The following is a 26622-nucleotide window of genomic DNA, read 5'->3' on the forward strand; positions in this document are numbered from 1 at the left end:
TCGGTCACGTGTCAACGCCCATGATCTCGAAGAGCGCGCCGATGTCGACATGCGCCTCAATGGCGTCGGCAATCCGATCGAATCGTGCCTCGCGGCGACCGGCGAAAGAACCAGGCGCCGGCTCGCAGGAACAGCCGCGCTGGGTGGCCGCCTGGGCCAAGAATGCGTGCCGGAAACTGTCGCTTTCGAAAAGACCGTGAAGCGTCGTGCCCATGACTCGCCCGGTGCGCCAACCTTCAGGTTCGCGATTCAGCCACAGCCATGGCTCGCTGATGCCGTCGTGGTCGGGTCGAACCCGGCCGTGATGGATCTGGTAGCCCCACACGGCGGCACCACAAGCCTCGTCTCGACGTTGAGCGAGCACTTTGTCCTCTTCGAAAACGGTCTCGATGCCGAGCAGGCCCAGGCCCTGCACCGTCCCTCGCCGCGACTCGATGTCGTCGTGAATCCTCCCGCCAAGCATCTGGTAGCCGCCGCAGATGCCGAGCACGAATGCTCCGGAGTCCGCGACGGCCGCCAACACGGCTTCGGCGATTCCCCGGGACCGCATCCAGGACAAGTCCTCCGCGGTGGCCTTGGAACCTCCCAGCACGATCAAGTCGGGACGTCCCAGTTTGCGCACCGAGCGAACGAAGCGCACGGCAACGTCCGACTCGCCCGCGAGCGGATCGAGATCGGTGAAATTCGACAACCGCGGGAAGGCGATCACCGCGACATCAAGCTGGGCGTCAGCTCGCGGTGGCGGCATCGCCGTCAGTGCGACTGAGTCTTCCGCGTCGAGGTGCAGATCACCGAGCATCGGGACAACGCCGAGCGTGGGCACTCCGCAACGTCGTTCCAATTCATCGAGACCGTCGCCGAGCAGGGCCGGGTCGCCACGGAACTTGTTGATCACGAATCGGCGTACGAGGCGCCGTTGTGAGGGCGGGAGCAGCGCGACAGTGCCCGCCAATGAAGCAAAAACTCCGCCGAGATCAATGTCGCGCGCCACGACCACCTGGGCGTCGAGATCCCCAGTGGGCGTGAGCAACACGGGGTTCATGGCGACAGTGGCATTGACACCTGCAGCCTGCGCCTGAGCGAACTGTGCCCGGCCGATCTCGTGCCCCGAGGCCGTCACCGCCGAGTTCGGCGCCATGTTCTGAGCCTTGAATGGAGCGATCCGCAGACCACGTCGCGCCAACAGACGACAGAGACCGGCGACAAGGGTCGTCTTGCCTGCATTGGAGGCCGTCCCGCACACCATCAGGCCAGGCGCCAGTGCGTTCATCGCCTCTCGGCGTCTTGGGCGCCGGCTCGTGCCAAGAAGCTGCTCGGTGCCACCACGCGCAGGGTACAAACGCGACGACCTGCGGTTGCTTCGGCAGGTCCCGCTCACTCGGCTCTTAGCATCTGACGCCATGCGGCGGCAGAGCAGCGTGAAGTGAGCGGACTCAAGGTCTCCGGGCGCGCAGACATTGCGCCGTTCTTCGTCATGGAGACGATGCGAGCCGCCGCGCAGCGAGAAGCTGCGGGCGGCGACGTGGTGCACATGGAGGTCGGCCAGCCGTCCACGCCCGCTCCCGCGGGCGCGCGTGCTGCCGCGAAGGCCGCGATCGACAACGACGTGCTGGGTTATACCGCCGCGGTCGGGATCGAGCCGCTGCGTGCCCGGCTCGTCCAGCACTACGCCGACTGGTACGGCCACAGCACCGACTCTGACCGTCTCGTCGTCACCCAAGGTGCCAGCGGCGCGTTCACGCTCGCGTTCCTCTCATGCTTCGAGGCAGGCGACCGAGTGGCGGTGACAGCTCCGGGTTACCCGTGCTACCGCAACACGCTCGAAGCGCTGGACATCGACGTCGTCGAGATCGCGGTCACGCCCGAGACCGGGTTCAGGCTCACCGCCGACATGGTCGAACTCGCCGGCCCACTCGACGGGCTGGTCGTCGCCAGCCCCGCCAACCCCACCGGCACCATGCTCATAGTCGACGAGTTGGGCCAGCTTGCTCGCTGGTGCCACGACTCCGGCGTGCGGCTCGTGTCCGACGAGATCTATCACGGCATCACGTACGGAACGGAGGCCGCCACAGCGGCGGCCCACAGCCCGAGCGCGGTGGTGGTGAACAGCTTCTCCAAGTACTTCTCGATGACCGGATGGCGCCTGGGCTGGCTGCTGCTGCCACCCGAGTTGGTCGCGCCCGTCGAGCGACTCGCCCAGAACGCCACCATCGCCGCTGCCACGGTTTCCCAGCACGCCGCGTTGGGAGCCTTCGACAGCATCGACGAGCTCGAGGCAAACGTGGCGCGCTACACCGCCAACCGACAGATCTTGCTCGAAGGGCTGCCGGCTGCGGGGATCGACCGCATCGCCCCGCCCGACGGGGCGTTCTACATCTACGCCAACGTCGATCACCTCACCGACGACAGCGCGGCCTTGGCAGCGACATGGCTGGCAGAGCTCGGCATCGCCACGACGACCGGCATCGACTTCGACCCCACCGAGGGACATCGCTACATTCGCTTCTCGTTCGCTGGCAGCAACGGCGACATGAAACACACCGTCGAGCGGCTCACCAACTGGGCCAAACAGCGAAATTGAGCCAGCGGGCGCAGCGCGAGACCCACCGCTAGCGTCGCTGCGCATGGAATCGGCAGAGCTCGAAACACTGATCATCGACGCTGCGGACAACGGCGTCATCACCATCACCATGAACCGGCCGCACCGCCTCAACGCGGCGAGCCCCACGATGTTCACCGAACTGCGCGAAACGTGGAACGCGATCGGCGGTGATCCCACGGTGCGCTGCGTGGTGATGACCGGCGCGGGTGACGCCTTCTGCAGCGGCGCCGACCTCGCAAGTGATGACGACGGGCCCAAGAGGCACCCGCTGCAGGGGCTGAACGTGATTCACCAGACCGTGTCGGCGCTCTACTCGATCATGGTTCCCGTCATTGCCAAGGTGAACGGTGTGGCCGCGGGCGCCGGCATGAACCTTGCCTTGGCCTGCGACCTGATCGTGGCTTCAGACCAAGGGCGCTTCAGCGAGATCTTCGCCCGCCGCGGCCTCTCGGTGGACTTCGGCGGGACGTGGATCCTGCCTCGGCTCATCGGCCTGCACCGCGCCAAGGAACTTGCCTTCTTCGCAGACGTCATCGACGCCAAGCAGGCGGAGGATTTCGGCATCGTCAACAAGGTGGTGCCTCACGGTGAGCTCGACGCCTTCGTCAACGACTGGGCTGACCGGCTCGCCGCCGGTCCCCCCATTGCGGTCGCGATGACCAAGCGTCTGCTCACTCTCAACGCCAGCGCCGACTTCGCCACCGCGCTCGAGGGTGAGGGCATGGCGCAGTCGCTCAACTTCACTACCGAGGACACCAAAGAAGCCGTCAAGGCATTCCTTGAGAAGCGGCCCCCGACGTTCACTGGCCGGTAGCTGCGGCCCGCCCGCCGGGGAGGTCAGTCGGCGAACATCTCGCGCGCGACGGCGAGCACACGTGCGGTCGTCGGCGCCGGGAACCGGCCGAGGTTGCGCACAAGCCGCGTGTTGTCCACCGCGCGCATCTGATCCAACACGACGTGGCCGCTCACGCCGTCGAACCGGCAGGCGACCCTGAACGGGTAGCGGCGGCTGCCGGTGGTCATGGGCGCAACCAGACAGCTCGCCCAGTGCTCATTGAGCTCGTCGGGCGAGATCACCACAGCGGGACGGGTCTTGCGAATCTCCGAACCGACGGCGGGATCCAGGCTGCACAGGTACACGTCCCCGCGTCGGGGCGTCATCGGGCGTCATCGGTCGCGGGCTCCCATTCCCATTCGTCGGTGTCGAACCTGGTCGGCGGCCAAGACTCGGTGCCGATGTCGTCGCCTCGCTCGCGAGCCAGTCGGGCTGCTTCGGCCCACCCTGCCCTCGCCTCAAGGCGGGGCTCGATGAGCACGCCGCCTTCCACGATGCGCAACGAGACACGCTCGCCCAAGCCAGCCTCCTCGATGAGCGGCTTCGGCAGCCGGACACCGCGTGAGTTGCCGATCGGCACGATTCTCGCGTCCATGCCTGCCTCCATCCATCGTCGGCACCATCGCCGACACCCGCGAATTGTAATTACATTATAGCTACAATCAGCAATGTGCAGCGAAGATGGGGTACCACCATCTCAGTCTCCCGCGGGGCAGCCGGCGACGCTGATCGACCGGGGCGGATCAGGCGTGCGACGCGCGAGATTCTGCCCAGGTCTTGCCGGACTCCACGTCGACGTCGTGAGGCAGGCCTAGGACTCGCTCGGCGATGATGTTTCGCTGCACCTCCGAGGTGCCGCCGCCGATCGTCAGCGCCGGGCTGAAGAGGTAGCCGCCGTGCCAGCCGTTCCAGCCTTCCACGACGGCTTGAGACTTCGGGAATTCGGGCGACGTGCCGAGCGGGCCCGTGTGTGTCAGCAGACCATGGGGCCCGGAGAGGTCCTTTGCCAGCGTCATGACGTGTTGGCCGTGATCGTCGGCAAGCGCCTTGCGCACGCTGGCCTCGGGTCCGGGCTGGCGTCCGTGCAGGCGCGCGCTCAGCGTCCGCAGCCGGATGAGACGCAGCACCTCACCCTCGATGTGCAGCCGCGCTGCGCGGTCACGCATGACCGGGTCGGTGAGGCCACCAGCGGAACGGACGATGTCGAGCAGGTCGGCAGCGCTGGGACCACTGCCCCACAGTGCGCCCTCGCCCGAGAGCGACACCCGTTCATTGCCCAGCGTGATCTTCGCGAGGCGCCACCCGTCGTTCTCGTCCCCGATGCGGTTCTCGACCGGCAATTCCATGTCGGTGAAGAACGTCTGGTTGAACGAGTAGGCCGTCGTCATGTCGATGATCGGGCGCAGCTCGAGGCCCGGCACGTCCATCGGGCAGATGAAATACGACACGCCTCGGTGCTTGGGCACGTCGGGATCGGTGCGGGCAATCAGGATGCCGAACTTGCTGCGGTGCGCTCCTGACGACCAGATCTTCGAGCCGTTCACGATGTAGCGATCGCCGTCGCGCACCGCCCGCGTGGCCAGGTTAGCGAGGTCCGAGCCGCTGTCTGGTTCGGAGAACAGCTGGCACCACACCTCCTCGCCGGTCAGGATCGGCCACAGGTAGCGTTTCTGCTGGGCTTCGGTGCCGCCGTAGAGGATTGTGGGGCCTGCCCAGCCCAGTCCGATGCCGCCAGCGAGTCGGCGAACGCCAGCTTTGGCGAGCTCCTCGTCGATCAGTAGTTGCGTGATGGGGTCGGCCCCGAGGCCGTAGGGCTTCGGCCAGTGCGGTGCCACGTAACCGGCGTGCGCCAGAGCTTCCTGGCTGGGCGCACCGTCATGGTCGTCGAGCCAGTCGCGCACTGCAACCCGGCGAGAATCATCATCGTCCGGCCAGTCGAAATCCATGAGCGGACCCTAGTGGTGGCTCCTCAGACGCGAGCAGGCCCCGGCGTTGCTGCCGGGGCCTGCGCTCACCCGAAGATCGTCTGTCGCGCCTCTGCTTTGAGCGAGGCTGGCGCCGCGTGAGGACCAACACGCGGATCTTGTGGGGTTCGGTGGTCCGGGTTGGAGTCGCCACCTGACGCAGGCGCCCCCTTCTCGGAAGCGGGTCGCCTCAGCGCCCGGCCACCTCCAGAGTCCTCTTGCGTTTCGGCATTGTGTGGACCACCCCCTTTCTCTGGTGCGCCCAGAATGCCACACCGCGAGTGGTCAGTTGGAGACCGCGGCTCGGATCGCGGTCGCGACCGCCTGGGCCCCGAGCGCAGCCACGAGGTCAGCACGCGTCTCCACTTCACCGGTTGCGAGCAGAAACAGGGCGTCCCCGTCGAAGTTGGTGTGCGGCGGTTCAACTGCGCGGGCGATGCCGGTGTGCGCCAGGTCGGCGGCGCGGCAGGCCTCGGGCTTCGTGAGCCGCGCGTTGGTCACCAGGCATCCAATCGTGGTGTTGGTCCGCTCGGAATGGTCCGGTGTCGTGGTCGCGCCCGCCGGGTCGGCACCATCGGGCACCTCGGTGCCGCGTCCGGTGAACCCGGCGATGAGTTCGATCGGGGCGTACGGATAACGATCCATTTCCGGTGACGCAGTGGTGCCAGCGAGCACAGTGCCATCAGCGCCGATGACGTCGCCGAGCGCATTGACCGCAATGGCCGCGCCCACAACCACGTCCCCGGAGCGCACGATTGCCGTCCCCAGCCCGCCCGCCACGGAGTAGTCCCGCCCGGCGATCTTGCCGATGGTGCAGCCGCGCCCAACGCCGACCCGACCAATGGCGGGTTCCGCCATCGTGGCGGCCTCGCAGGCGGCCCAGCCGGCCTCCGCCGTGGGTCGAGTGCTCTGCGGCGAGGCAATGTCGTAGACAACAGCGGCGCCCACGACCGGAACGATGCTGTCGCGGATGTTCAGCCCGCGGCCTTGCTGGGCGCACCAGCGAACGACGCCGTCGGCCGCCGCGAGCCCGAACACGCTGTTGCCGCACAACACGACGCCGTGGCATTCCACCCCGGCGCCCGTTGGGCCAAGAGCCGCCGCCTCCCGCGTGCCTGGAGCGCCCCCACGCACAGCGATCGCTCCCAGGGTCCCCGCTGGTGGCAGTACGACCGTCACGCCAGTGCCAGCCTCATCGTCGGTCCACCAGCCCACCAGCACCGAATCCAACCCCAACGCCATGGGCGCGGACCCTACGCGCTGGGGTTCCAAAACGCCGGACCGCGCCCCAGCGCGCTCCGATATCACCCAAAAGCACTCGGGCAAGATTTCTCGAGCGGCAGCTCTGGCTCAACTGATTCGCGAAAGCCGCGGCGCGCGATGGCCGACCGGACACAAAACCACGCTTGACCGAGCACCAGGTTGCGACAGTCTCATCGATGTGCGCGCGCGGACCGCAGACCGCGATCGACCAAGCTCATTCAGGCCGCGCCCTCAATTGCCGAGAACTCACCGAGCATTCGGCCGAACAGGACAGCACGGCAAGGGCTCGGTCATTTCAGCAGCTATTGTTACTGACAGAACTTCGACAGAATACATGACATCCAAGCGTGTCGACATCCTCCCGAAAGGACAGGCTCCATGGCGGCAGGAATCGCCGAACGGGTTCGGGAGCTCCAGGACGCAGCCCGGCTTACCCAAAGTGACATCGGGCGCGTCGTCGGTACATCGGCGCGCACGGTCGCCCGTTGGGATCGTGGCAGTTGCGCACCCCAACCCGGGGCCCGCCAGCGGCTGCTCGAGCTGGTGTACGTCACTGACCAGGCGTCCACAGTCATCCAGCCTTCGGAATTCTCGCTTTGGCTGTTTGCCCCAAATCGGCTGCTCGACCACGATTCGCCTGCCGACCGAATCGCTCAGGGCGACTACCGATCCGTTCTCGCCCTCATCGAGGCGCTCGCAGACGGCATCACGGTCTAGTGACAGCGACGATGCAACCGAAACGGCCGAGGACGACCCGCTATCGGCTCTGAACTCGCTCGGCGCGACACCACTGGATCTCATCGCCTACCGGCACACTTCTCGCAACCGTCCGCCCCTGTCCGGTCGCGGAGCGCAAGCCCTCGGCGGCCGCTGGAATCGTCGCGGAAGGAGCGCAACCATTTACCTCACGGATTCCGTGCCTGGGTGTGCGGCCGAATTCCGTCGGATGGCAGCAGGACAAGGCCGGGGGAGCTCCGCGCTGCTGCCCCGCGCGCTACGCCATGTGCACCTCGATCAGATGCCGCTCGTCGATCTTGCTGTACCCGGTGCTCTCGACGCACTCGGACTCAGCCGGGACGACATCCGTGCCGCAGACTGGTCCAAGTGCCAGCTGATCGGCGAGACAGCTGCACTGGCCGGTTACGCAGGCTTACGTGCACCGTCCGCTACCGGGATCGGGCACGCGATCGTCCTCTTCGAAGACCGACTGCCCGAAGGCCGGGTGCACCTCGTCAAGACTGAGGATCTCAGCCCATACCTGTGAACTCACACAACTCGTGCTTCCAGCAAAGCATCCACAATCGATCCACGACCGCTGACCGCAATCTTCAGCAGATCGGTGGCGCGAGTCATGCCGACATAAAGCAGACGCCGGCGCAGGGTGTCATCGGTGCTCGGACCGCCCCGGATGTCGTCCACTCCGATGATGTACACCCGTGCGAACTCGAGGCCCTTGGCGAGTTGCATCGTCGACAGGCGCACTCCGTCATCAGTTTCGGTTCCGTCCGGATTGAGGTCGACAAGCTTGAACGTCGGAATGTCCAGCTGACGGGCCTCCTGCTCGATTTCGTTCAGTGCGTCCCAGTTCCCAGCCAGAATCGCCATGTCCGACCAAGGAACCCGTTCGGCATGTGATCTGCGTAACGCTGCACACACAGATTGGTACCCCTCGAGGTGCGATTGAAATGGGCGCACATCGGGAGCGGGGCCCGACCGTTCAGCGGCTTCGGGCGGAATGAATGTCGCCGGATCTTCTTCATCGCCACCCTCAGGCACGCCGCCAGCCCGAAGAAAGTCATCGGCGAACTTCAGGATCTCGTAGGTGTTGCGGTAGTTGACTCGAAGCACTTCGGTCCGCCCGCGGCCGCTGATTTCGGTGGTATCGGTCGAGTCGGGCCGGTGCTGCGCAGGCGGCGGCAGTCCAGGCTGACGCCGATAGAGGTTCTGCGCAGAGTCAAGGGCGACCACGAAATCACTCCACGGATACCGCAGGAGCCCGAACACCATGCGTGTCCTGCTTGCGTCGAGATCCTGTGCCTCGTCGATCATCACGGCGTCGTAGCGATAGCGCTCCGGCACTCGACCAGCATCGAGCGCTTGGTTCACCTCCTCCACATGACGGTCAAACCTTGAATTTCCGAGGTGTCCGGTCTGGATTTCAAGTGTCCTGCATATGGCCGACGCCAGACTGTCGACGGTTCGCACACGGACATTGGGACAATCCTCGAGTTGCCGGGCCAACGAGAGTGCCAATGGCCGGTTGAAGCAGGTCAGCAGGATTCGCCAATTGGGATAGTGCCGTGCAAGGTGCCGTGCCCGGAACACCAGCACCAGCGTCTTGCCAGATCCGGCTACGCCCTTGATGACCCGGTAGCCGTCTCCGAGATGTTCGGCAAGGCGTTCCTGCTGGCGGTCCAGCACTTGCACAACGTCTGCGCCATCCTTTGGTGGCCGGAAGACCAGCTGACCCTGCTCGGCCTGCGCAGCGCTGTTCACGAGGAGTCGCGGATTCAGCGCTGCTCGTGCCCGGCGCTCTTCGGCCGCGCTGAGGCCCACGTCGGCGCGCCGTCGCCCGCCATTCGAAGTGGCGAGCACCCGCTCGAGCGCCGATTCGATCGATGAGGCGGAGAAGTCTTCTTGCAGCAGGAACTGATCCGCGCCGGACTTGCCCGCGGCCAGAACCTTCGCCCTCGTCAATCGAGGCACCGCCACCGCGAGCGCAACCGGAAGTCTCGCTTCACTGAGACCCTGGGCAACAAGCCGGTCCCGGACTTCCTCGGACAGTTGCCCCAATCTGCTCCGTGTTTCTTCGGCGAGTCGCTGCAAGACACGCTGGGGCCGCCGCTTGGTCGCGAGGTTACGAGCGGTGCTGCCAGGAACGAAGTCCAAGAACACGATGCCAAGCGACGGGTGCAGCACAACAAGGTACGGCCTGCTCGTCGTGCCTTGCGAATCGGCCGAGGTTGAGTCGTCATCGTCAGATCGGGTCACGTTCGGCGCATACAGCGTCACCGTGACTTGCTCCGGAAGCCAGTCCCGGAATACCTGCGCTGCCTGCCGCAGTGGCGGCGGCACTGCCATGTTGTTGACAAGATTCGCAGGTAGCAAGAAGGCCATGAGTGGCATTCACGGTAGCGGCGACGTTCGGCGCAGTAGGTGGTTGCACGATGCGATCGCCAGTGCACACGGAGTGGAATTCTTGCTTGCCAGCGATGTCGAAGAGCGAATGTTTGCCTACGACGGGATGCGCAGCGTTTCCCAACTTCCGCGCTCTTCGTCGATGCACTCGATGCGTAGCTCGCCTGAGCGCAAGAGGCGATCGATCTCACGCCGCACTCCGCGCGGGCCGAGCGCAGCGAGACGGCCGTACAGCCGGTGTGTGCGCAGCGGAAGCGGGAGTTCGTTGCGGGTGCCCTCGCCGGACTCGCCAGCCAGGCACCGTTCGATGTTGCGCCGCGACGGCGACCGGCGGTTCGGATCGCCCGGCGGCACCTCTCCTGCGATCTCCAAGATGACGGTCGCCGCGTCAATGGCTTTGTCAATGTGCTGGCGAGAGATCACGACCTGTTCCCACGGTCGTTCAAGATCGCCTCTGCACACATCGCACGCATGACAGCTCGACGCTGCGGCCGCACCGAGATATTCGAGCAGCACTCGACGACGGCAGTCGTGGCGGTTGTCTCGATAGAGCTTCGCCAGGTCGCTGAGACTGCGAACGGTACGCCTGCGCTGTTCGAGCGATTCGCCGATTGCCGCGAAGTCCGGAGTGCTCCCGGGGACACGCTGCCATAGAGGCGAGACCTGCCATGCCGTCAGTTCGATTGCCTCGCCATGACTGAGGTCAATCAGCGCTCGTTCGAGTCTGCGCGTTGACGACCAGTCCATCTCCGCTGCCCAAGAGCGAATGCCGAACGACCGCTCGCTCGCTCCCTCAAGCGATTTCAGAATCTCGCGCGCATCCTCGCTCAGCCTTCCTTGGCCACTCTCGGACCGGTGATGCCGAGCCGCACCGGGCAGGACTCGAACGATGCCCTCTTCGATCATGTCCTCGACGCGCTGAGCACACCCCTGCTCAACGAGCAGATGTGCAGCGAGCTCGAGGTGACTGCTGTCGCTGTCCCTAGCAGCGCGGCGGTCCCCGTTGACCCGAGTCAGCGCTACCGGCCCACCCGTGCGTTCAGCAGCGATCTCCAACGACCTCCAGAGCTGCTTCACCGTGTCCAGACTGGGCGCTGCGTCCCTGACAAATGACTCGTGCACGCCGCAGTCATCAGGGGCCCTCAACAGAATGCAGCGTCCAAGGCTCGGGCCGCTGCCAGCAGTGGCACCTCGCGCCGCTCGCCCCACCTCTTGCACGTAGCTCTCGACCGACGCGGGCATTTCGAGATGGACGACCACTTCCACATCAGGCTTGTCGATGCCCAAGCCGAACGCATTGGTGCCGACAACGATGTCGATCTCCCCCGCACGGAAGGCTTCCTCGGTGTGCACCCGTTGCGCCGACGACATGCCGCCGTGATACGACCGTGCCGTGTGACCATCGAGTCGCAAGAGCTCTGACATGCGTACCGCCGTCGCTCGCTTCGGCACATAGACAATCATCGCCCGACGCCGGTACGCCTCAGCGATGCGCATTACGACCACATCGCGGTCGTCGAGCGAATCACAATCCTCGACGTAGTAAAGGAGCTCTTTGCGGTCCGGGTCCAGTTGGTGCCGGTGCAACGTTCCGCCGATGCCGAGGCACGCCACGATGTCTTCGGTGACCTCACGCGTGCCCGTGGCTGTCACCGCCAATACCGGCGGGCGTCGCGACGGCGACAGCTCACGCAGTGCTTCGGCGATAGCTCGGTATTCGGGGCGAAAGCTATGGCCCCATTGGGAGATGCAATGCGCCTCGTCGACTGCTACAGCTGAGATCTCGACGCCAGCCAGTGCCTGTCGTAGGCGGCTTGACCACAACCGTTCTGGCGAAACGTAGAGCAACTTGTACTCGCCGTCGCGTGCGCGTCGCAGCACCTCAGCCTGCTCAATTTGACTCTGGCCCGAACGCAGTTCCGCCACTCGGGTCAACCCTCGATCGCGCAGACCCTCGACCTGATCGCGCATCAACGCCACCAAGGGAGACACGACCAGTGTCAGACCTGAACGCAGCATTGCCGGCAACTGGTACGTGAGCGACTTGCCAGCCCCGGTAGGCATCACCGCCAGCGTGTTGTGGCCCTCTGCGAAGCTGCGCATCACTTCTCGCTGGCCCGGACGCCACTCTTCGAAGCCAAGCAACTTGCGCGCTCGCTCCAGCAGTTCGTCGACATTCTCCGTTTGGGTTGCAGCGTGGCGCGCGTCTGACAACGTCTCTAGCTCTCGCCACGGGTCGGAGGATGGCAGTGCACGCAGCTCGGCTTCGTCGGATGCGCCAAAGGGGAGTCCCAAGTGCCGGGCGACCGTTGCATAGGCCGCGCTCGCCGTATGAGGCCGTTCTATTGACGGCGGGCCGGGCAGCGAGTCCAGGAACGCGGCGGCATACGGCGCGCTGCCTCGAATCCGTTTGTCAAGCACGACGCACACGCCACGGTCCGTCTCCTTTCGCACCAAGCGGCCGACTGCCTGTGTGAATCGGAGTACGGCCTCGGGCACGAGGTAGCGGCTGAAGGCATCCTCTCCTCGGCGTTCAAGTTCGGCCATGCGTGCCGCCACCACCGGATCTCCTAGTGCAGCAAACGGCAACTTTTCGATGATCAACAGGCTCAGCGCTTCGCCGGGCACATTCACGCCTTCCCAGAACGAGCGTGTGGCGAGCAGGCTCGACGATGCGTCGGTGCGCATCCGCTCCACGAGTTCACCCGATGGGGCATCGCCTTGGCACATCACACCAAGTCCGTGCAATCGGAGCGCGGGCACGCGCCACAGATGGTCACGTGCATGTGCCATGCGAGCCGAGGCGGTGAACAGCGCGAGTGTGCGACCGCGTGCGACCAGAACAAGGCGCGCTATCTCGTCGGCCTCTGCCTTGGTGAACTCCGCCATCAATCCTCCGCGGGGCACCGGCAAGTGGCGTGGAAGCACCAGAAGCTCATTCTGTGAGAGATTCTCGAACGGTGTATGCAAGGCGAGTCGCTGCGCATCGGACAACCCGATCCGCTCGAGCACCTAGGAGAACTCGCCGTCGACGCGCAGAGTGGCCGAGGTCAGCACGACCGAATCCAGTTCTTCCCACTTGGAGCGCAAGTGGTCGGCAACGGACACCGGCACCCGCCGCATCGACCACTCCCAAGTTGTCTTGCCGTCGTAGACGGGTCTGCGACAACGGAGATCGACAATGCTGATCCAACTGTTGTCGTCGCGTGCGGACGTGGTGTTGGCGAGCACTTCGGCTGCGGTTCGCACGCGACGACCGATGCAGCCCAGCTCTGACTCGATGTGACGCCAACGAACGCTTCCGAGCGCAGCTGCGGGCGGCTCGAATGCCATGCAACCGCTGAGCCGCCGCAGATATTCGGACAATGCCCGCGCCGCTCGGCGCGCGGGCGCGAACTCAGCCCGACTGGTATCGAGTCCGGGCCTCAGCCGGTACGCGACTCCGAAGCTCACAGCTGCCTCGACGGTTACCTCTGTACGACCTCGTATGTAGTCGACGATGCGTCGATCCAGATCTGTCAGCGCCTCACGGCACTGCGACAAGGCATCCCGAGCCGCGGCGATTTGCTCCCGTGACACCTCACCGGTAGCTGCCACCGAGTATCGGCGCAGCACGCCGGCACCGCTGTCGACGTGCGCTACGCAGTCGAATAACGCGGCAAGCGCCGCTCCGCCCGTGGTCTCGGTCAGCGCACTCGTCGCGGCGTCTTCGAGGTTGTGGCCTTCGTCGACGATGACATGCGGCACCTCTTCGACGAGCCTGCCGAGTGTCACGAGCACGGCGTGGTTGGCGACCACAATGTCCGCCGAGGAAATGCCGGCCAGCGCGCGGCGATAGAAGCACATGCGATCGGCGTCGTCAGCGGCGAATTCACGTACTTCGTCCACGCTCAGTCGCGATCGCAGGGCCACGAGCTGTGGCCATGAGATTTCAAGCTGTGAGATGCTCAAGTCATCCCAGTCGCCGGTGACTGTCTGAGCGGCCCACCCGGTCATCACCGCCAGACCAAGCGCTTCGACCGGTCCGTCGGGTCCGGCTCCGATGGCTGCGTCAAGATAGGCGACGGAAACGTAGTTGGCGATGCCCTTGAGCAGCACCCATCGGACGTCGCCAACAGCCCTGCGATAGAGCTCGATGTCGGTGAGGAGTTGATCCTGGAGCACCTTGGAGTGCGTCGCAATCGCAACCGGGTGCCCTCGCGCCTGCGCACATGCCACAGCAGGCACCAGATACGCCAACGTCTTGCCCGTGCCAGTCGGCGCTTCGACCGCCAGCCGTCGCGTCCGGGCAGCCGAGTCTTCATTGTTGACGCCGAGACCGTCAGCGAGCGACCTGAGCACCGCAGCGGCCATCTCACGTTGCTGGGATCTGTAGGCACGGCCATCGCCGGTCACGAGTACCCCGCCGGGGCTCAACGGCGCCAGAACCGCCGCCTCGTCGAGCGTTACCACGGGTTCGGCGTTCGCCGCGTTGCCCTTGTCATCGCGCATCACATGATCCATGTCGACGGCGCTCGGTTGACCGCTGATTGTTGCGAGACGGCGTGCCTCGGCACTACTTAAGCAATCGATCACAGACGTGCCGGCAGGCGGTGCCTCCATGAAGCGCGCCCACGGATGCTGGCCAGCGTGCAGGATCCAGCGCTGCAGCCGGCGTGCCGGCGACGGGTCGGAGATCATCTTCAGCATCCGCTCGATCAGCACCGCCGTCAGCTGCGCATCAGGAACGGCCCGATGCCGCTCCGACGGCCGAACAGCAGCACCGAGCCACGTCGCAAGATCGTCAACACTGCGACTCGCCGGTGGCACCGACCCGTCGGCGTTCGGCCGCATCTCGCTTCCCACCCGTGGAGCAGCCAGGTGAGCAAGATCCAAGCTGTCGAGCCGGTCGTCGTGGAGCGCTGCGACATCGCAACGGCGGCAGGCTTCATCGAGCACGGCAAAATCGTGAAGCCGCCCGTTGTGAGCGACCACGGGACTTCCGATGCAGTACTGCGCCAAGTCCAGGAGAGCGTCCCGGCAGGCAACCAAGCCGGCGCTCAGATTGTTGGAGACAGTGTCCACCGCTGTGCACGGAAGGGATCCCGTGTCGGGAGCTGTGCCAAAGAACTCGCTGCGTACTAATCGGTGGAATGCACCCGGATGCACGGAGTGCCTGCCGTCCGCCAGGACTTCGACTCGGTGTGCGCCGATCTCGCGGATGTCTTGATTGGGGCCGAGGCCCACCAACGGCATCGTCTCGATGTCGAGCACAACGTATTGCCGCACATGCGGCGTCACGTCATCCGCGGTGGCCAGCGACCTCGAATTGCTCACCGGTCTTAGGTCAGGTCGACAGTCGTAGGCCGGCTACTCGTCGTCAGCGGCGACGTTGCCGGCGGGGGTGCTGCTCTCGCGGAACATCTCGCCCATGGCTGCCACGGCGCCGAGCACTCCGCTGGTGTCGAGCGGCAGGAAGATCTTGGTGGCTTGACCGTCGGCGATGCCTTGCAGTGCTTCGAGGTACTTGATCGCGATCAGGTCGTCGGTGGGGTTGCCGTTGTGGATTGCGGCGTACACCCGCTCGATGGCTTGGCCCTCGCCCTCAGCCACCGTGAGCTTCTGGTACTTGTCGGCATCGGCCACTCGCTTGATGGCTTCTGCCTCGCCTTCGGCACGCAGAATCTGCGACTCCTTCACGCCCTCGGACTTCAGGATCGCGGAGCGCTTGTCGCCTTCAGCTTCGGTGACCACTGCGCGGCGGTCGCGTTCAGCCTTCATCTGGCGGTGCATCGCTTGGGTGACGTCGGGCGGCGGCTCGATCCGCTGGATCTCGACGCGCACGACGCGTGTACCCCATTTGTCGGTCGCGTCGTCGAGGATCTGGCGCAGCTTGGAGTTGATGAGCTCACGCGACACCAGTGCGTCGTCGAGTTGCAGGTCGCCGATCACGTTGCGGAGATTGGTCTGCGCCAGCTTCGTCACGGCGATGATGAAGCTGCCGACCGCGTACTTCAGCTTCACGGGGTCGGTCGGCTCGTAGTAGATGACAGCGTCGACGGTCACCGCGACGTTGTCCTTGGTGATGACCTCCTGGGGCGGCACGTCCACCACTTGCTCGCGCATGTCCACCTTCAGCATCCGCTGGATGAAGGGGATCACGAAGCGCAGCCCTGGATCGACCGTCGTGCGGTACTTGCCGAGGTTCTCGATGAGACCCTGCTCGAACGGGCGCACGGTTCGCAGGCCCTTGGCCGCAATGACGAATATCGCCAGTGCGATGATCGCCAGGAGAATCACTCCTGCGTCGATGTTGTCCATTACTCGCTCCTCGGAGACTGGGTGTCGTCGTCTTGTGCGCCCTCGACGGCGCCTGCGTCACTTGCGTCGCCTTCCGAAGCAGCCTCGGCAACCGAAGCCGGCGCCGGGGCCGGGGCCGCACCATGCGGCACATAATCGTGCGGCGGTGACTCGACGAATTCGACCAGGAGCTTGGTGCCTCGAACTGCGATGACTCGCACCAGGGACCCCTCTTTCACCGGGCCGGTATCAGTGACGGCTCGCCATTCGTCGGACTCGACTCGGACGCGGCCCGTGTTCTCGACGAGGTCGATGTCCTCGATGACCCGAGCCTCCATGCCGACGTAGCGGTACGAGCCGACCGGAAGATCGTCAGGACTGTCCTGTCGGCCCATGAATCGTCGCAGCACCAGCATCGACGCACCGGTGCCGGCGAAAAAGAGCAGCCACTGGACGCCGCCCGGAAAGTCGAGCCACGCTGCGACTGCGGCCAGCACGCCGCCGATCGCGAACGGAGCCAGAAAGAAGCCGGCGGTAAAGATCTCGCCGAGGCCCATGACCATTGCCACCGCGACCCAGACCCATCGCCACAGTTCGTTGTCCACGCCGACCCCCGATCACGCGATGGGCGTGCAGCCAGTATGCACCTGACACGCATCCACCCATGGCGCGTCAGCGGCGCTGGCAGGTGGGGCACCACGTGCTGGAGCGCTGATCCAGCACGCGCCGCCGAAGCTCAGCGCCGCAACGTGCGCACGGCTCCCCGGCGCGCCCGTAGCAAACGAAGTACTTCTGATTGTCTCCGGCGCCGGTGAGGCTGTAGTAGTCGCGCAAGGTGCTGCCGCCACGCTCGATGCTGGCCGTGAGCACGTTGCACAATGCTTCGGCCAAGCGCTCGGCTCGTGGCCTCGAAATCGAGCGCGCCGCTGGGTTGATGCCCGCCAGGAACAGCGCCTCGTCGGCGTAGATGTTGCCGACGCCGGCCACGAGTCGCTGGTTGAGCAACTGCGTCTTGATGCGTTGGCTCGACCGCCTGCTCGACCGCCAGAACGCGGCGACGTCGAAGTCAGGGTCCAGCGGCTCGGGACCGATGGCTGCCAGTGTCGGGAGCTCGCGGTAGTCGCCTCGGTCGCAGACCGCGATGCGGCCGAATCGGCGGACGTCGTGCAGGCACAACACCTCGCCGTCATCGAGGCGCCACCAGGCGCGCACGTACGGGTCGGAGGCGCTGGCTCGGCGAGGCGCCATGGCGTCTGCCGCATCACCGTCAGTCGGCCCGACCGGTCCCGCAGGGTCGTCGTGGCGGCCCGACAGTCCATCGATGCACAGATCAAAGCAGAGCCGGCCCGTCATGCCGAGATGCACGATGAGTTCGCGCTCGCAGCTCATCTCGGCGATGAGGTACTTGCCCCGCCGCCTCAACTCGTCGACAGCACTGCCGGTCACCTCACACGCCGACGCGAACTTCGCAGACGGGTGGCTGCCCGCTGCGACGATGGTGCGGCCGACGAGGCGCGGATGCAGCTGGCGCCGGACCACCTCAACTTCGGGCAGCTCTGGCATCGGCGGGTTCGTGCGGTTGTCTGGGGCTAGCGGAACTTGGGCGGACGCTTCTCAAGGAAGGCGGCCACGGCCTCGCGATGATCGTCGGATGCACGGGCCACGTTCAGCGCGTCCAGCTCGCGGCGCTGCACCGAAGCGAGATCCGTGTCGGAGCCATTGTGAGTCAGCAGCTGCTTGGTCAAGCGCAACATGGTGGGCGGGTTCTCCGCGTAGCTGCGCGCACGCGCCATCGCTGCTTCCAGCACGTCACCATCGGTGACTTCGTCGACGAGTCCCATCTCGGCAGCTTCGACGCCGGTCACAATGCGGCCTGACAGTGCCAGGTCTGAAGCAGCGCCCCAGCCACATCGCTGGATGAGAATGTGCGACGAAGCCAGCTCGGGCGTCACCCCCATCTTCACGAACCGGCACGACAGCTTGGCCTCGCTGTGAGCAACCAGGAAATCCATCGACAGGACCATGGTGAGGCCGATGCCGATCGAGGCGCCATTGATGGCCGCCACCATGGGCTTGGATGCGCGCACCAGCTCCACCCAGTCGTCGGCTGCCGCGTCATCGGCAGCGGCCGCGGTCCCGACATCGCTTCCGCGGTCGTCCGCGGCGCTGATGCGTGCAGCGAAGACTTCGGAAATATCGGCGCCCGCGCAGAATCCGCGACCCGCGCCCGTGACGACGAACGCCCCAATGGCGGGATCGTCATTGCCCGCTCGCACCGCGTGGGTCATCTCCGCGTGCATGCGCGGCGTCCAAGCGTTCAGCTTCTCCGGTCGGTTCAGCGTCATCACACGCACGTCGTCGTGGTCTTCGACAGTGATCTGCTCGTAGTCCATTGCGTCTGCCTCGCTGATTCGGGTCGTATCAGGCCTACAGCATGGCGCGAAGCGCCGTCACCCTGCAGTGCCAGCGACGCAGTGACAGACGCCAAACGGAATCGCTCACGCAGCGATAGGCGCCACGACGGCACCGCTCACGCAGCGATAGGCGCCACGACGGCACCGCTCACGCAGCGATGCCGTGCCGACGTTGGTGTTCGACCTGGCCCTCAGGGCACTCGGCGCGGTAGGGACACCAGCTGCACAGCGGACCCGGTTTCGGCTCGAAACGGCCTGTCTGGGCCGCGTCACCGATGCGCTCCCAGGTATCGCGGTGCTCGGCGACTGCGCTGTTGGTCTCGGCCCGATCGAAGTGGCGGGAAATCTCGATGGGTTGGCGGTCGTCGCGACCTCGGGCCGTCTCGCCGAGGTACAGCAGGCGCACCTCGGAGACTTCGTCGCCCACCGATTCGATGGCAGCGGCATACAGCCACACCTGTGTCAACCGGCTGTCCACGAATCGCGCGCCCGGGGCCCGCCCCGTCTTGTAGTCGTTCACCCGCAGACCGTCGGCTGTGCGATCGACCAGATCGACCACACCGCGAAACGGCACGCCGCCAAGTTCGGTGCGCATGTCGCGCTCACGGTCAACGACGTCGACGTCGTTTGGATCGACGAGCTGGAAATAACCCTCGACATCACGCCATGCATTCCAACGGAACGAGCGCTCGTCGTCGGAACTCAGCTCGAGCGCTTCGAAATCAGGATCCAACGCTGTCTGCGGCCAGAGGTCACCGCAGATCGAGCGGGCTCGATCGAGTGTGCGCTGTCCGGGAGCCGCTGCAAGCAGTTCCTCGAGCACCCGATGCACGAACGTGCCGCGCATTGCCGGTTCGCCGGGCGGGTCCGGCAGCTTGTCGATGTAACGAAGCTTCCAACGTCGCGGGCATTGCCGAAATGTCGACGCGCCGGATGGGCTCAGACTCTGAGGCGTCCTCGTAACAGGAGATACGACATCCACGGTCACAGCATCCACAGTCACAGCGTGGCCCATCCCGAGACAGTGGACGCGGATATTGCCGCATCACCGTTGTCTCTGCGCCCCGCACTGGGCTGATTCGGTCCGAGCATGGCTCGTTGTCGCACTTTTCGAATGCCTGTCTCAGCGGCGACGCCAGCGTCGCCACAGCCACCACGCCATCGCAGCGACGAGGACCCCGCCGAACGCCATTGCGCCGCCGAGCGCGTACAGCAGCTGCGGGTCGACGGGCTTGGCCTGCCTCGGCAGAAGATGTGACGCAGGCGGTGTCGCGGGATCCGATTCCGGCTCCGGGTCGCGCGCAACGGCTTCGTGCGCGAGCGCCGAACCGCCGAGTTGCGGCGGATCTCCGGGAAGCGAGGCCCCCGCGTCCATGTTCGGCCGTGGTCGGTTCGGGTTGTAGCTGACCATGAGCAAGCCTTGCGCACCGAGTCGAGGCCACAGCAGATGCGCTGCTGATCGTACTGCTGACGGCTCAGATCAGCCGTCTCTCCAAGGTGGCCCAGAGTTCGTCGAAGGCCGCCACTGCCTGCGGTGCTCCGGGGCGCCTGCGGAGCGCTCTCAATGGCAGCGACTTCCCGGATGCCTCAGCAACCGCCGCTCGCTGGGGCACCGCCGGGAGCAAATCCGTCCCGAACCGTTCGGTCAGCTGAGCGAGCCAGTACGCGTTGTCGCGCGTCCGGCCCACCCTGTTCGGCACGATGCCCGCGACTGTGGGTGTGCCCTGCCGCTGCGCGATGCGGGCGATCGTGGACCGCATCAAGTCGACGCCGTCGGCAGCCCACGCTGCGGGTTCGGTCACGATGAGCGCCCGATCTGCCGCGAAGAGGCCATTGATGCACAGCAGCCCCAATGACGGCGGGCAGTCGATGAGCACGAGGTCATGCGTGACTCCGGCGAGCGCGATGCGCAGCCGGTCCTGCGCCCCGACCAAGTCCGCGGCCATCTGAGGCTCGCGACTCGCAAGCGCGTAACTGCCCGCGACGAGCTGCGGGTGGGGTCCGTCGGGCGGCCATTGCGAGTCCATCACCGCCGCAAGTGCGGATCCCGGCACGGCATCCGCGAGCACGTCGTCGATATTGGGAGACACGTTCCAAACGCCGAGTCCTGCCGACGCGTTGGACTGCGGATCAAGGTCCACGACCAGAACGCTGCGACCCACCGAGCTAGCGGCTTCGGCCAGACCGACGGCGACAGTCGTCTTGCCGACGCCGCCTTTTTGGTTCACCACTGCCAGCGTCGTCATCGTCGCTGCGGGACCTGGGCCGCGGCCGTCCGGCGGTTCACGGCGGTCCCTCCCCCATCGTTGTGGCGCGCAGGTCAATGCCGCACAGCAGCGCCGCAGCACACAGCTCGTCACTCAGTGCCGGGCCCGCGCCGCCGCGTCGGATTGCGGCCGCGGCGCCGAGCAGCGCATCCCGCGCCGCCGGCGCATCGAGGTCGTTGTCCAGCGCGCCACGCACGTCGGCAACGAGGCCGGCCTCGCCGTCGACCGCCGGGGTACGGCTTGCGGCGCCTGCCAGCTCCTGCAGGTCGCGTTGAGCAGCCATGGCTTCGTCGTCGAACCATTCCCACTCGGACCGGTAGTGGTGCGCCATCAACGCTAGGCGAATGGCGCGGGGATCGATGCGTGTGCGCAGGTCAGAGATGAACACGAGATTGCCCAGCGATTTGGACATCTTGTGGCCCTGGTAGCCCACCAGGCCGGCGTGGACCCAATAGCGCGCGAGCGGAGCTCCATGAGCGGCTTCGCTCTGCGCGATCTCGCACTCGTGGTGCGGGAACACCAGATCGCCGCCGCCACCGTGAATGTCGATCGTCTCGCCCAGAGCAGTGTGTCCCATTGCCGAGCACTCGATGTGCCAACCCGGCCTGCCTGGCCCGAATGGCGACGGCCACGCCGGCTCGCCGTCGGTGCTTGCCTGCCACAGCACGAAGTCGAGCGGGTTGCGCTGTCGGGGATCGCCGGGCGTTCCGCCCCGTTCGGCTGCCAATTCAGCCATGCGGTCGGCGCTGTAGCCCGACAGCTTCCCGAACTCCGGAAAGGTCGAGACGTCGAAATAGATGCGATCACCGGACGTGTACGCATGTCCTGATTCGAAGAGCGTGCCGATCATGGTCACCATGGCCTCGATGGACTGCGTCGCACGGGGCTCGTGCGCCGCCGGCCGTGCTCCCAACGCTGACATGTCTGCGGTGAACCGGGCGATCTCGCGCTCGGCCAATGCCAGATAGTGCTCTCCCAGCTCAGCCGCTTTCGGCAGGATGCTGTCGTCCACGTCGGTGTAGTTGCGCACGAGCGTGACGGTGTGACCGATGTCCTCGAGGCGGCGGATCACGAGGTCGTACGCGAGATACGTCGCAGCGTGTCCGAGGTGCGTGGCGTCATATGGCGTGATACCGCAGACGTACATACCGACGTGATCGTCGAGCTTCACATCGACGACCGATCGCCGAGCGGTGTCGAACAGGCGCATTCCCACGGCGGTCTCGCGCTCCCTTGACGTCGTAGCGGTCGCTGCGCCCCAACAGTGCAGGGCGGGCGTGCTCGGAACGGCGACCACCATACGCGTCGGTGCCGCGAGCGTCCGAATCGGGGCCGGTTCTGGTTCCAGCGAGTCTGAACCCGGTACTGTTCGAGCAGGTGGACAGGCAGCTCGGCGACCGCGCATTACTGGAGCGAATCGCTATGTACCGACACCGTCGCGAGCTGCCTCCGATCCAACCAACGCTGGTGCGCGAGTTGGCGGAATGGCTGACCGCACACGGAGCGGACCCGCTCAGCTACGTGTGCGATCTCTTCGATCGGCACCAAGTCGTGTTCGTCGGGCACCACACGCCGACACGGCGCGTGGGGCTGTTCCTGCAGGATCTCGTGGCCGCCGCGTTCCGCTGTGGCGTCAACATCGTGGCGATGGAGTACGCATGTGTGGACGACCAAGCGCGCCTCGACGCTGTCGTCACCGGGCCGACCTTCGACGAGCAGCTCGCACGCGAGTCGCTGCTGCGCTGGGGAATCCGCCACCACTTCGCTTACCGCGAGTACCTCGACGTCCTGGGCGCCGTCTGGGAAGTGAACCGACGATTTGCTGGTGAGAAGACGCCGCCGATGCGCGTCCTCGGCCTCGACTACGACCTCGATCTCGATGCCGTCACCGATACTGCCGACCTGCGCAGCTCATTTGCGTGGCCACACTTGCGCAGTCGCGGACCGGTGTCGGCGCACATGTCCGAGGTGCTGCTGCGGGAGGTGATCGAGCCAGGTCATCGCGCGCTGGTACTGACGCGTACTGCGCACGCGATGACTCGATTGCGGCGGCTGCCGCACCGCGTCTGGGACGCGTTCGACGCCGAGATGTCCGGTGGTCACGTGGTCGGGGCGGCAAACCGGCTCTACGAAGTGATTGCGGATCGAGCGGTCACGGTGCTGATTCACGAGCCGCTGCCCGCGGACGGCGAACTCTGCGACTACGCCTTGGTTGCCGACGGCGTCGTGGACGCCGCGTTCGCGACGAACTCAAACCTAGCCGTGCCGCTTGCCTTCGACGTGGACCGCGGCCCCGCAGCGAGGCTGAACTGTGCCAGCAGCCTCGATCGCCAGCCGCTCGGCGCGCTGGCCACGGGCTGGATCTACCTCGAGCGCGACTACGAACGCCGGGCCCCGACGCCGCTGCCCGAGCCCGTTCCCGCTGTGCATGTCGAAAATGCCCGCAGGTACGCACTGGACCCAGCGCTGCGATGCGAGCGCTCGACTGCGCTCGACTTCGCTGCGGCGGTGTCGGCATCGGCCGCAGCGGCCGAGCTTGCGTGGACCCAAGTGCTCTAGCCAGCACGACTGACGTCGCCGATCGGGCACACTCTCATCGGTGCCGGACGCAGAGACTCCCGTTGACGAGTCGTCGTCGACCGCGCTCCCATCGCCGGAGAGCTACCTGGCCGACATCTGCGGCGGCCATCAGATCGTGTTCCTCGGGGACCAGATCGGCGTGCAGCAGCATCTGAGCTTTCTGGCCGGCGCGTTCGCCGAGCTGGCGGATGCAGGCGTGACCATCCTGGCTTGGGAATTCACCAACTCACGCAGCCAATCGGCACTCGACGAACTGCTCGCCGCATCTGAATGGGATGAGCGGGCGTGCTGCGACCTCTTCGTGGATCTGCTCGGAGCCGGTTTCGGCTATCAGGAATACGCCGAGGTGCTGCGGGCCGCGTGGGAGCACAACGCCGCCGAGCGCAAACGCAGCTCAGACCAACGTCCCATCCGCGTCGTCGCCCTCGGACTGCCGAGCTACGTCGAGGATCCTCAGTTGCTGGACGGTCGCTCCGCCGCAGAGCTGGGCCTGCGCAACTGGTGGCTGGGCGGGCACTATCGCGACATGTCGGCCTTCCACGCCGCGAGCGTGCTGACCAACGAGGTGCTCCGCCAAGGCGAGCGAGCACTCGTGTACATGAACGTCACAGCCACGACAACGAAGCTCATCGAGTGGGCTGACGGCGTGCCCACCGCCAGCGCCGGCAATCTGCTGTGGCGCTGGATGCGCGACGGCTGCCGGCGCGTCTTATTCCACGGCGTCATTGCTGACACCGCCGCCACCCAGCGCGTCGAAGACCTGGTGGCCCAGTCACCGGAGGTTCGCGGCCGTGCCGGCGTTCGCTTCGGCTTGGATCTGGCGGCGTCGCCGCTTGGCAGCGTCGCTGCGGCATCCGTGCGAGGCACGATCGACGGCAGTGGCACCGGGCTGCGGCTCCGCGACATCGCCGATGGCTACATCTATCTCGGCCCACGCGAGGAATGGTCACCCTGCACGCTGATCGGTGATCTGCTGACCGGTGAGAACTTCGACAGCGCCGAGGCACGCTACCGCGCACTCGACCCGCGTCCCGAGCCGTACAGCCGCGATGAACTCGAAGCCGTGCGGCGCACCGGTCAGCAAGAACTCTCCGAAGCCTGGCCACCGCTTCCTGAACCGCCCGAAGAAACCAAGCGTCGGCGCTTCGGCCGCCGCACGACAGCCGACTAGCCGCTGGCAATGCTTCACCGCATCGACGAGGTGCCCCTGCTGGCACCCGAACGCGCTGGGCGGTTGTTCGTCACCAACTTCTCCGCCGTCGGCCCCGACCCACAAGCAGCGCTTGATCGAGTCGGCGCCTCGCTCATGGTCTGCATGCTCACATCCCGCGAAGTCGAGCTGCGGTATCCGGACTACGCCGAATGGCTGCGGTCCCACGAGTCCGAGATTGGGAGCGGCGACGCTCGGGCAGCTTGGCTGCCGACGCCCGACGGCGGCGTCATCGCAGATGAGCCCGTCCTCGAACTCGTCACGGCGGTCGTCGCCGCACTCGACGCAGGCGACGGGGTGCTCGTCCACTGCGGGGCAGGAATGGCGCGAACCGCCGTCATCGGCATCCTCACGATGCTCGCGTTCGGCGCCGATCCACAACAGGCTCCGATCGACTTCCGAGCGGCACGACCGGGCGGCGGCCCCGACGGCCCCCCACAAGAACGGCAGATCGCCCGCCTCGCCGAACGAGCTCGCCATCTGCAAGCCACCAGCTGAGTTCGGCCAACTGACTTCGACCAGCTCGATTCAGCCGACAGCGGCCCCGTTGCCGTCGTGTTCTACCCAGCGCCAGCCGGAGCGGACCATCACACAGCGCCGGCGTGGACCGGGCGCGTCGAGATCGCCGTCGGGGAAGGCGGCGTCGCCGACATAGACCGCGATGTGGCCAGGGTCGGAGTCGGGCGACATGATGAGCTCGGTATGGAAGCACTCGTGCTCGCCTACTGCGGCGAGAACGTCTGCAGTGCGGCTGAATCCCGACAGCCACGTCAGCGTCACGAACGTGGGTGTGACGAATTCGATTTCACCTGCTGCCCGGCGGGAGAGCGCGGCCGCAGGCGACACCCAGGCGTAGTCGAGGATCTCGCTGCCGTCGACGGTCACCGAGTCGAGGTCGGCGGGCGCTGCGCACATGAAGAACTGGGTCGAGAATCGTTTGGGCCGGATCGGCGGCGGCAGCCAGTGGGCGAAATGCACCAGCTCGGCGCGGGACAAGTCGATGCCAGCTTCCTCCTGCGCCTCGCGGACCGCCGCAGTGCGGAAGCCGCGCTCGTCGCCGTCGTTCAGTCCTGCGGCGCCCGCCGCCGTGCGGGGATCGCACGGCGCCACCGTGTCGCCCGGGTACTCCCGATCGGGCGGATCGACCCGGCCTCCGGGGAAGACCCACATCCCACCGAAGAAGCCGCGTGAGTTGCGACGCAGCATCAGCGCTTCGAGATGTGCACCGGTGTCGCTCTCGGCCAGATCGAAACCGTGCCCGGGCGGCGCCGCCGGCTTCGCATCCCGCAGGACCACGACGGTGGCCGCGTCGATGGGCGCCGTGATCGTGTCGCCTGGGGTGCCGCGCGGGGTGTCGGAGTTGCTCATGCCATACCCGTCATGAATTGCCCGTCATGAGGTGTCGCGCGTGCGCAGGTCGAGTCGGTCGGAGCCGGCATCCATTCCCGGCAGCGGGCGTGCCACCGCGCCGACGTGTGCCGCCATGAGCTCCACGATCATCTCCTCGACTTCGTTCCAATCGTGAGCACGAGGGCCGTCGAGGTGCGTGTTGTACGGCTGGTCAAAGGTGATGACATGGCCGCCGGCAGCCCGAATGGCCTCGATGTTGTGCGGAGCGTCCTCGATGTGGGCGTCTGCGTTCACGACCGATTTGTCGGCCAGAAAGCAGATGTCGCGATACGGGATGCGTTGGCGATCAAGCCATTCCACGGTGTCGCTCACCGTGATGCGGTGGCCCCAGCTCGTATAGAGGCGGTGCGTGACGATCCGAATCCACGCGCCCGCGTCCGAGAGTCGCCACAGCGCCTCCGAGCAACCCTCGATCGGTTCGATGTCGCGGAACATCCGGTAGTCCTGCACGGCGACGCGGTGCAAGGCCTCGAAGTCGCCCTCGCCGAAACCCCACTCAGCGAAGCTCCAGCTGCGCAGCAGCGGCAGTTCGTCCTCGCTCACCCGGCGCTCCTGGGCGACGATGCGCCGGAATGCCTCGGTGTGCTGCGCGCACACGCCGTCGAGGTCGACTGCCAGTACGAACGCGGGCACGCCCGCAAGCTAACAACACCACCTCGC

The 26622-nt window shown here is 66.0% G+C and carries 25 protein-coding genes; 7 read left to right on the top strand and 18 right to left on the bottom strand.

Annotation, left to right across the window (positions count from 1 at the left end; genetic code table 11):
* Positions 1–4: 4 nt before the first annotated feature.
* Positions 5–1261, bottom strand: a complete 1257-nt coding sequence (locus ACQY5K_RS07860) for a cobyric acid synthase (protein ID WP_428122605.1) — start codon at positions 1259–1261, stop codon at positions 5–7.
* A gap of 162 nt (positions 1262–1423) precedes the next feature.
* On the opposite strand from ACQY5K_RS07860, the gene ACQY5K_RS07865 reads away from it, so the two are divergent.
* Positions 1424–2581, top strand: coding sequence for a pyridoxal phosphate-dependent aminotransferase (locus tag ACQY5K_RS07865; protein ID WP_428121723.1), 1158 nt, complete (start codon positions 1424–1426; stop codon positions 2579–2581).
* A gap of 43 nt (positions 2582–2624) precedes the next feature.
* Positions 2625–3416 (top strand): enoyl-CoA hydratase/isomerase family protein, encoded by a 792-nt coding sequence (locus tag ACQY5K_RS07870; RefSeq protein ID WP_428121726.1) that lies wholly within the window; start codon positions 2625–2627, stop codon positions 3414–3416.
* A 23-nt stretch (positions 3417–3439) separates the two neighbouring features.
* Here ACQY5K_RS07870 and ACQY5K_RS07875 read toward each other — a convergent pair whose 3' ends face one another.
* From ACQY5K_RS07875 to ACQY5K_RS07890, 4 genes are all read right to left on the bottom strand, one after another.
* Positions 3440–3763: a type II toxin-antitoxin system PemK/MazF family toxin gene (locus tag ACQY5K_RS07875; protein WP_428121728.1), complete on the bottom strand. Its 324-nt coding sequence runs from the start codon at positions 3761–3763 to the stop codon at positions 3440–3442.
* Complete coding sequence (locus ACQY5K_RS07880; protein ID WP_428121730.1) at positions 3760–4032, bottom strand: AbrB/MazE/SpoVT family DNA-binding domain-containing protein; 273 nt, start codon at positions 4030–4032, stop codon at positions 3760–3762. Before ACQY5K_RS07880 ends, ACQY5K_RS07875 begins: the two co-directional genes overlap by 4 nt.
* Before the next feature lie 148 nt (positions 4033–4180).
* Positions 4181–5383: an acyl-CoA dehydrogenase family protein gene (locus ACQY5K_RS07885; RefSeq protein ID WP_428121734.1), complete on the bottom strand. Its 1203-nt coding sequence runs from the start codon at positions 5381–5383 to the stop codon at positions 4181–4183.
* Between the two features lie 303 nt (positions 5384–5686).
* Complete coding sequence (locus ACQY5K_RS07890; RefSeq protein WP_428121737.1) at positions 5687–6643, bottom strand: P1 family peptidase; 957 nt, start codon at positions 6641–6643, stop codon at positions 5687–5689.
* A gap of 399 nt (positions 6644–7042) precedes the next feature.
* Here ACQY5K_RS07890 and ACQY5K_RS07895 point away from each other — a divergent pair, with 399 nt between their 5' ends.
* Positions 7043–7381, top strand: a complete 339-nt coding sequence (locus tag ACQY5K_RS07895) for a hypothetical protein (protein WP_420446466.1) — start codon at positions 7043–7045, stop codon at positions 7379–7381.
* Entirely contained in the window at positions 7269–7928 is a 660-nt protein-coding gene (locus tag ACQY5K_RS07900) for an RES domain-containing protein (protein ID WP_428121740.1), read from the top strand. Before ACQY5K_RS07895 ends, ACQY5K_RS07900 begins: the two co-directional genes overlap by 113 nt.
* A gap of 2 nt (positions 7929–7930) precedes the next feature.
* On the opposite strand, the gene ACQY5K_RS07905 is transcribed toward ACQY5K_RS07900, so the two are convergent.
* The 11 genes from ACQY5K_RS07905 to cysS form a co-directional block, all read right to left on the bottom strand.
* Positions 7931–9781 carry a DEAD/DEAH box helicase gene (locus ACQY5K_RS07905; RefSeq protein ID WP_428121742.1) on the bottom strand — a complete coding sequence of 617 codons (1851 nt, stop codon included), beginning with the start codon at positions 9779–9781 and terminating at the stop codon, positions 7931–7933.
* 117 nt (positions 9782–9898) lie between these two features.
* Positions 9899–12691 (bottom strand): RecQ family ATP-dependent DNA helicase, encoded by a 2793-nt coding sequence (locus ACQY5K_RS07910; protein ID WP_428121745.1) that lies wholly within the window; start codon positions 12689–12691, stop codon positions 9899–9901.
* A 123-nt stretch (positions 12692–12814) separates the two neighbouring features.
* Positions 12815–15118, bottom strand: coding sequence for a DEAD/DEAH box helicase (locus ACQY5K_RS07915; RefSeq protein WP_428121747.1), 2304 nt, complete (start codon positions 15116–15118; stop codon positions 12815–12817).
* Positions 15119–15151: 33 nt separating this feature from the next.
* A complete protein-coding gene (locus ACQY5K_RS07920) occupies positions 15152–16102 on the bottom strand; it encodes an SPFH domain-containing protein (protein ID WP_428121750.1) in 951 nt (316 codons plus the stop codon).
* On the bottom strand, positions 16102–16686 hold the full coding sequence (locus ACQY5K_RS07925) for an NfeD family protein (RefSeq protein ID WP_428121752.1): 585 nt from the start codon (positions 16684–16686) through the stop codon (positions 16102–16104). Before ACQY5K_RS07925 ends, ACQY5K_RS07920 begins: the two co-directional genes overlap by 1 nt.
* A 67-nt stretch (positions 16687–16753) precedes the next feature.
* Positions 16754–17644: a bifunctional DNA-formamidopyrimidine glycosylase/DNA-(apurinic or apyrimidinic site) lyase gene (mutM, locus tag ACQY5K_RS07930; protein WP_428121754.1), complete on the bottom strand. Its 891-nt coding sequence runs from the start codon at positions 17642–17644 to the stop codon at positions 16754–16756.
* A gap of 26 nt (positions 17645–17670) precedes the next feature.
* Entirely contained in the window at positions 17671–18474 is an 804-nt protein-coding gene (locus ACQY5K_RS07935) for an enoyl-CoA hydratase/isomerase family protein (RefSeq protein WP_428121756.1), read from the bottom strand.
* 169 nt (positions 18475–18643) lie between these two features.
* A complete protein-coding gene (locus ACQY5K_RS07940; protein WP_428121758.1) occupies positions 18644–19510 on the bottom strand; it encodes a RecB family exonuclease in 867 nt (288 codons plus the stop codon).
* A 108-nt stretch (positions 19511–19618) separates the two neighbouring features.
* Complete coding sequence (locus ACQY5K_RS07945) at positions 19619–19906, bottom strand: hypothetical protein (RefSeq protein ID WP_428121760.1); 288 nt, start codon at positions 19904–19906, stop codon at positions 19619–19621.
* A 64-nt stretch (positions 19907–19970) separates the two neighbouring features.
* Positions 19971–20741 carry a ParA family protein gene (locus ACQY5K_RS07950; protein WP_428121762.1) on the bottom strand — a complete coding sequence of 257 codons (771 nt, stop codon included), beginning with the start codon at positions 20739–20741 and terminating at the stop codon, positions 19971–19973.
* A 37-nt stretch (positions 20742–20778) separates the two neighbouring features.
* Complete coding sequence (gene cysS, locus ACQY5K_RS07955; protein WP_428122608.1) at positions 20779–21972, bottom strand: cysteine--tRNA ligase; 1194 nt, start codon at positions 21970–21972, stop codon at positions 20779–20781.
* Positions 21973–22139: 167 nt separating this feature from the next.
* Here cysS and ACQY5K_RS07960 point away from each other — a divergent pair, with 167 nt between their 5' ends.
* From ACQY5K_RS07960 to ACQY5K_RS07970, 3 genes are read left to right on the top strand one after another with little or no spacing between them, the layout of a single operon-like run.
* Positions 22140–23321 (top strand): hypothetical protein, encoded by a 1182-nt coding sequence (locus ACQY5K_RS07960; RefSeq protein ID WP_428121764.1) that lies wholly within the window; start codon positions 22140–22142, stop codon positions 23319–23321.
* A 40-nt stretch (positions 23322–23361) separates the two neighbouring features.
* Positions 23362–24513: a hypothetical protein gene (locus ACQY5K_RS07965; protein WP_428121766.1), complete on the top strand. Its 1152-nt coding sequence runs from the start codon at positions 23362–23364 to the stop codon at positions 24511–24513.
* A gap of 9 nt (positions 24514–24522) precedes the next feature.
* Entirely contained in the window at positions 24523–25050 is a 528-nt protein-coding gene (locus ACQY5K_RS07970; protein WP_428121769.1) for a protein-tyrosine phosphatase family protein, read from the top strand.
* A gap of 30 nt (positions 25051–25080) precedes the next feature.
* Here the strand turns inward: ACQY5K_RS07970 and ACQY5K_RS07975 are convergent, their stop codons facing one another.
* Complete coding sequence (locus ACQY5K_RS07975) at positions 25081–25920, bottom strand: NUDIX hydrolase (RefSeq protein WP_428121771.1); 840 nt, start codon at positions 25918–25920, stop codon at positions 25081–25083.
* Positions 25921–25944: 24 nt separating this feature from the next.
* Entirely contained in the window at positions 25945–26595 is a 651-nt protein-coding gene (locus tag ACQY5K_RS07980; protein WP_428121773.1) for a 5' nucleotidase, NT5C type, read from the bottom strand.
* Positions 26596–26622 lie beyond the last annotated feature (27 nt).

Source organism: Candidatus Poriferisodalis sp. (genome assembly GCF_965262965.1).
GTDB lineage: Bacteria > Actinomycetota > Acidimicrobiia > Acidimicrobiales > Poriferisodalaceae > Poriferisodalis.

Coding starts and splice junctions, on each gene's coding strand:
- ACQY5K_RS07870 (WP_428121726.1), top strand. CDS start 2,625: ATGGAATCGGCAGAGCTCGAAACACTGATCATCGACGCTGCGGACAAC.
- ACQY5K_RS07875 (WP_428121728.1), bottom strand. CDS start 3,763: ATGACGCCCCGACGCGGGGACGTGTACCTGTGCAGCCTGGATCCCGCC.
- ACQY5K_RS07880 (WP_428121730.1), bottom strand. CDS start 4,032: ATGGACGCGAGAATCGTGCCGATCGGCAACTCACGCGGTGTCCGGCTG.
- ACQY5K_RS07885 (WP_428121734.1), bottom strand. CDS start 5,383: ATGGATTTCGACTGGCCGGACGATGATGATTCTCGCCGGGTTGCAGTG.
- ACQY5K_RS07890 (WP_428121737.1), bottom strand. CDS start 6,643: ATGGCGTTGGGGTTGGATTCGGTGCTGGTGGGCTGGTGGACCGACGAT.
- ACQY5K_RS07895 (WP_420446466.1), top strand. CDS start 7,043: ATGGCGGCAGGAATCGCCGAACGGGTTCGGGAGCTCCAGGACGCAGCC.
- ACQY5K_RS07905 (WP_428121742.1), bottom strand. CDS start 9,781: ATGGCCTTCTTGCTACCTGCGAATCTTGTCAACAACATGGCAGTGCCG.
- ACQY5K_RS07910 (WP_428121745.1), bottom strand. CDS start 12,691: ATGGCGGAGTTCACCAAGGCAGAGGCCGACGAGATAGCGCGCCTTGTT.
- ACQY5K_RS07920 (WP_428121750.1), bottom strand. CDS start 16,102: ATGGACAACATCGACGCAGGAGTGATTCTCCTGGCGATCATCGCACTG.
- mutM (WP_428121754.1), bottom strand. CDS start 17,644: ATGCCAGAGCTGCCCGAAGTTGAGGTGGTCCGGCGCCAGCTGCATCCG.
- ACQY5K_RS07935 (WP_428121756.1), bottom strand. CDS start 18,474: ATGGACTACGAGCAGATCACTGTCGAAGACCACGACGACGTGCGTGTG.
- ACQY5K_RS07940 (WP_428121758.1), bottom strand. CDS start 19,510: ATGGGCCACGCTGTGACTGTGGATGCTGTGACCGTGGATGTCGTATCT.
- ACQY5K_RS07945 (WP_428121760.1), bottom strand. CDS start 19,906: ATGGTCAGCTACAACCCGAACCGACCACGGCCGAACATGGACGCGGGG.
- ACQY5K_RS07950 (WP_428121762.1), bottom strand. CDS start 20,741: ATGACGACGCTGGCAGTGGTGAACCAAAAAGGCGGCGTCGGCAAGACG.
- cysS (WP_428122608.1), bottom strand. CDS start 21,972: ATGCGCCTGTTCGACACCGCTCGGCGATCGGTCGTCGATGTGAAGCTC.
- ACQY5K_RS07970 (WP_428121769.1), top strand. CDS start 24,523: ATGCTTCACCGCATCGACGAGGTGCCCCTGCTGGCACCCGAACGCGCT.
- ACQY5K_RS07975 (WP_428121771.1), bottom strand. CDS start 25,920: ATGAGCAACTCCGACACCCCGCGCGGCACCCCAGGCGACACGATCACG.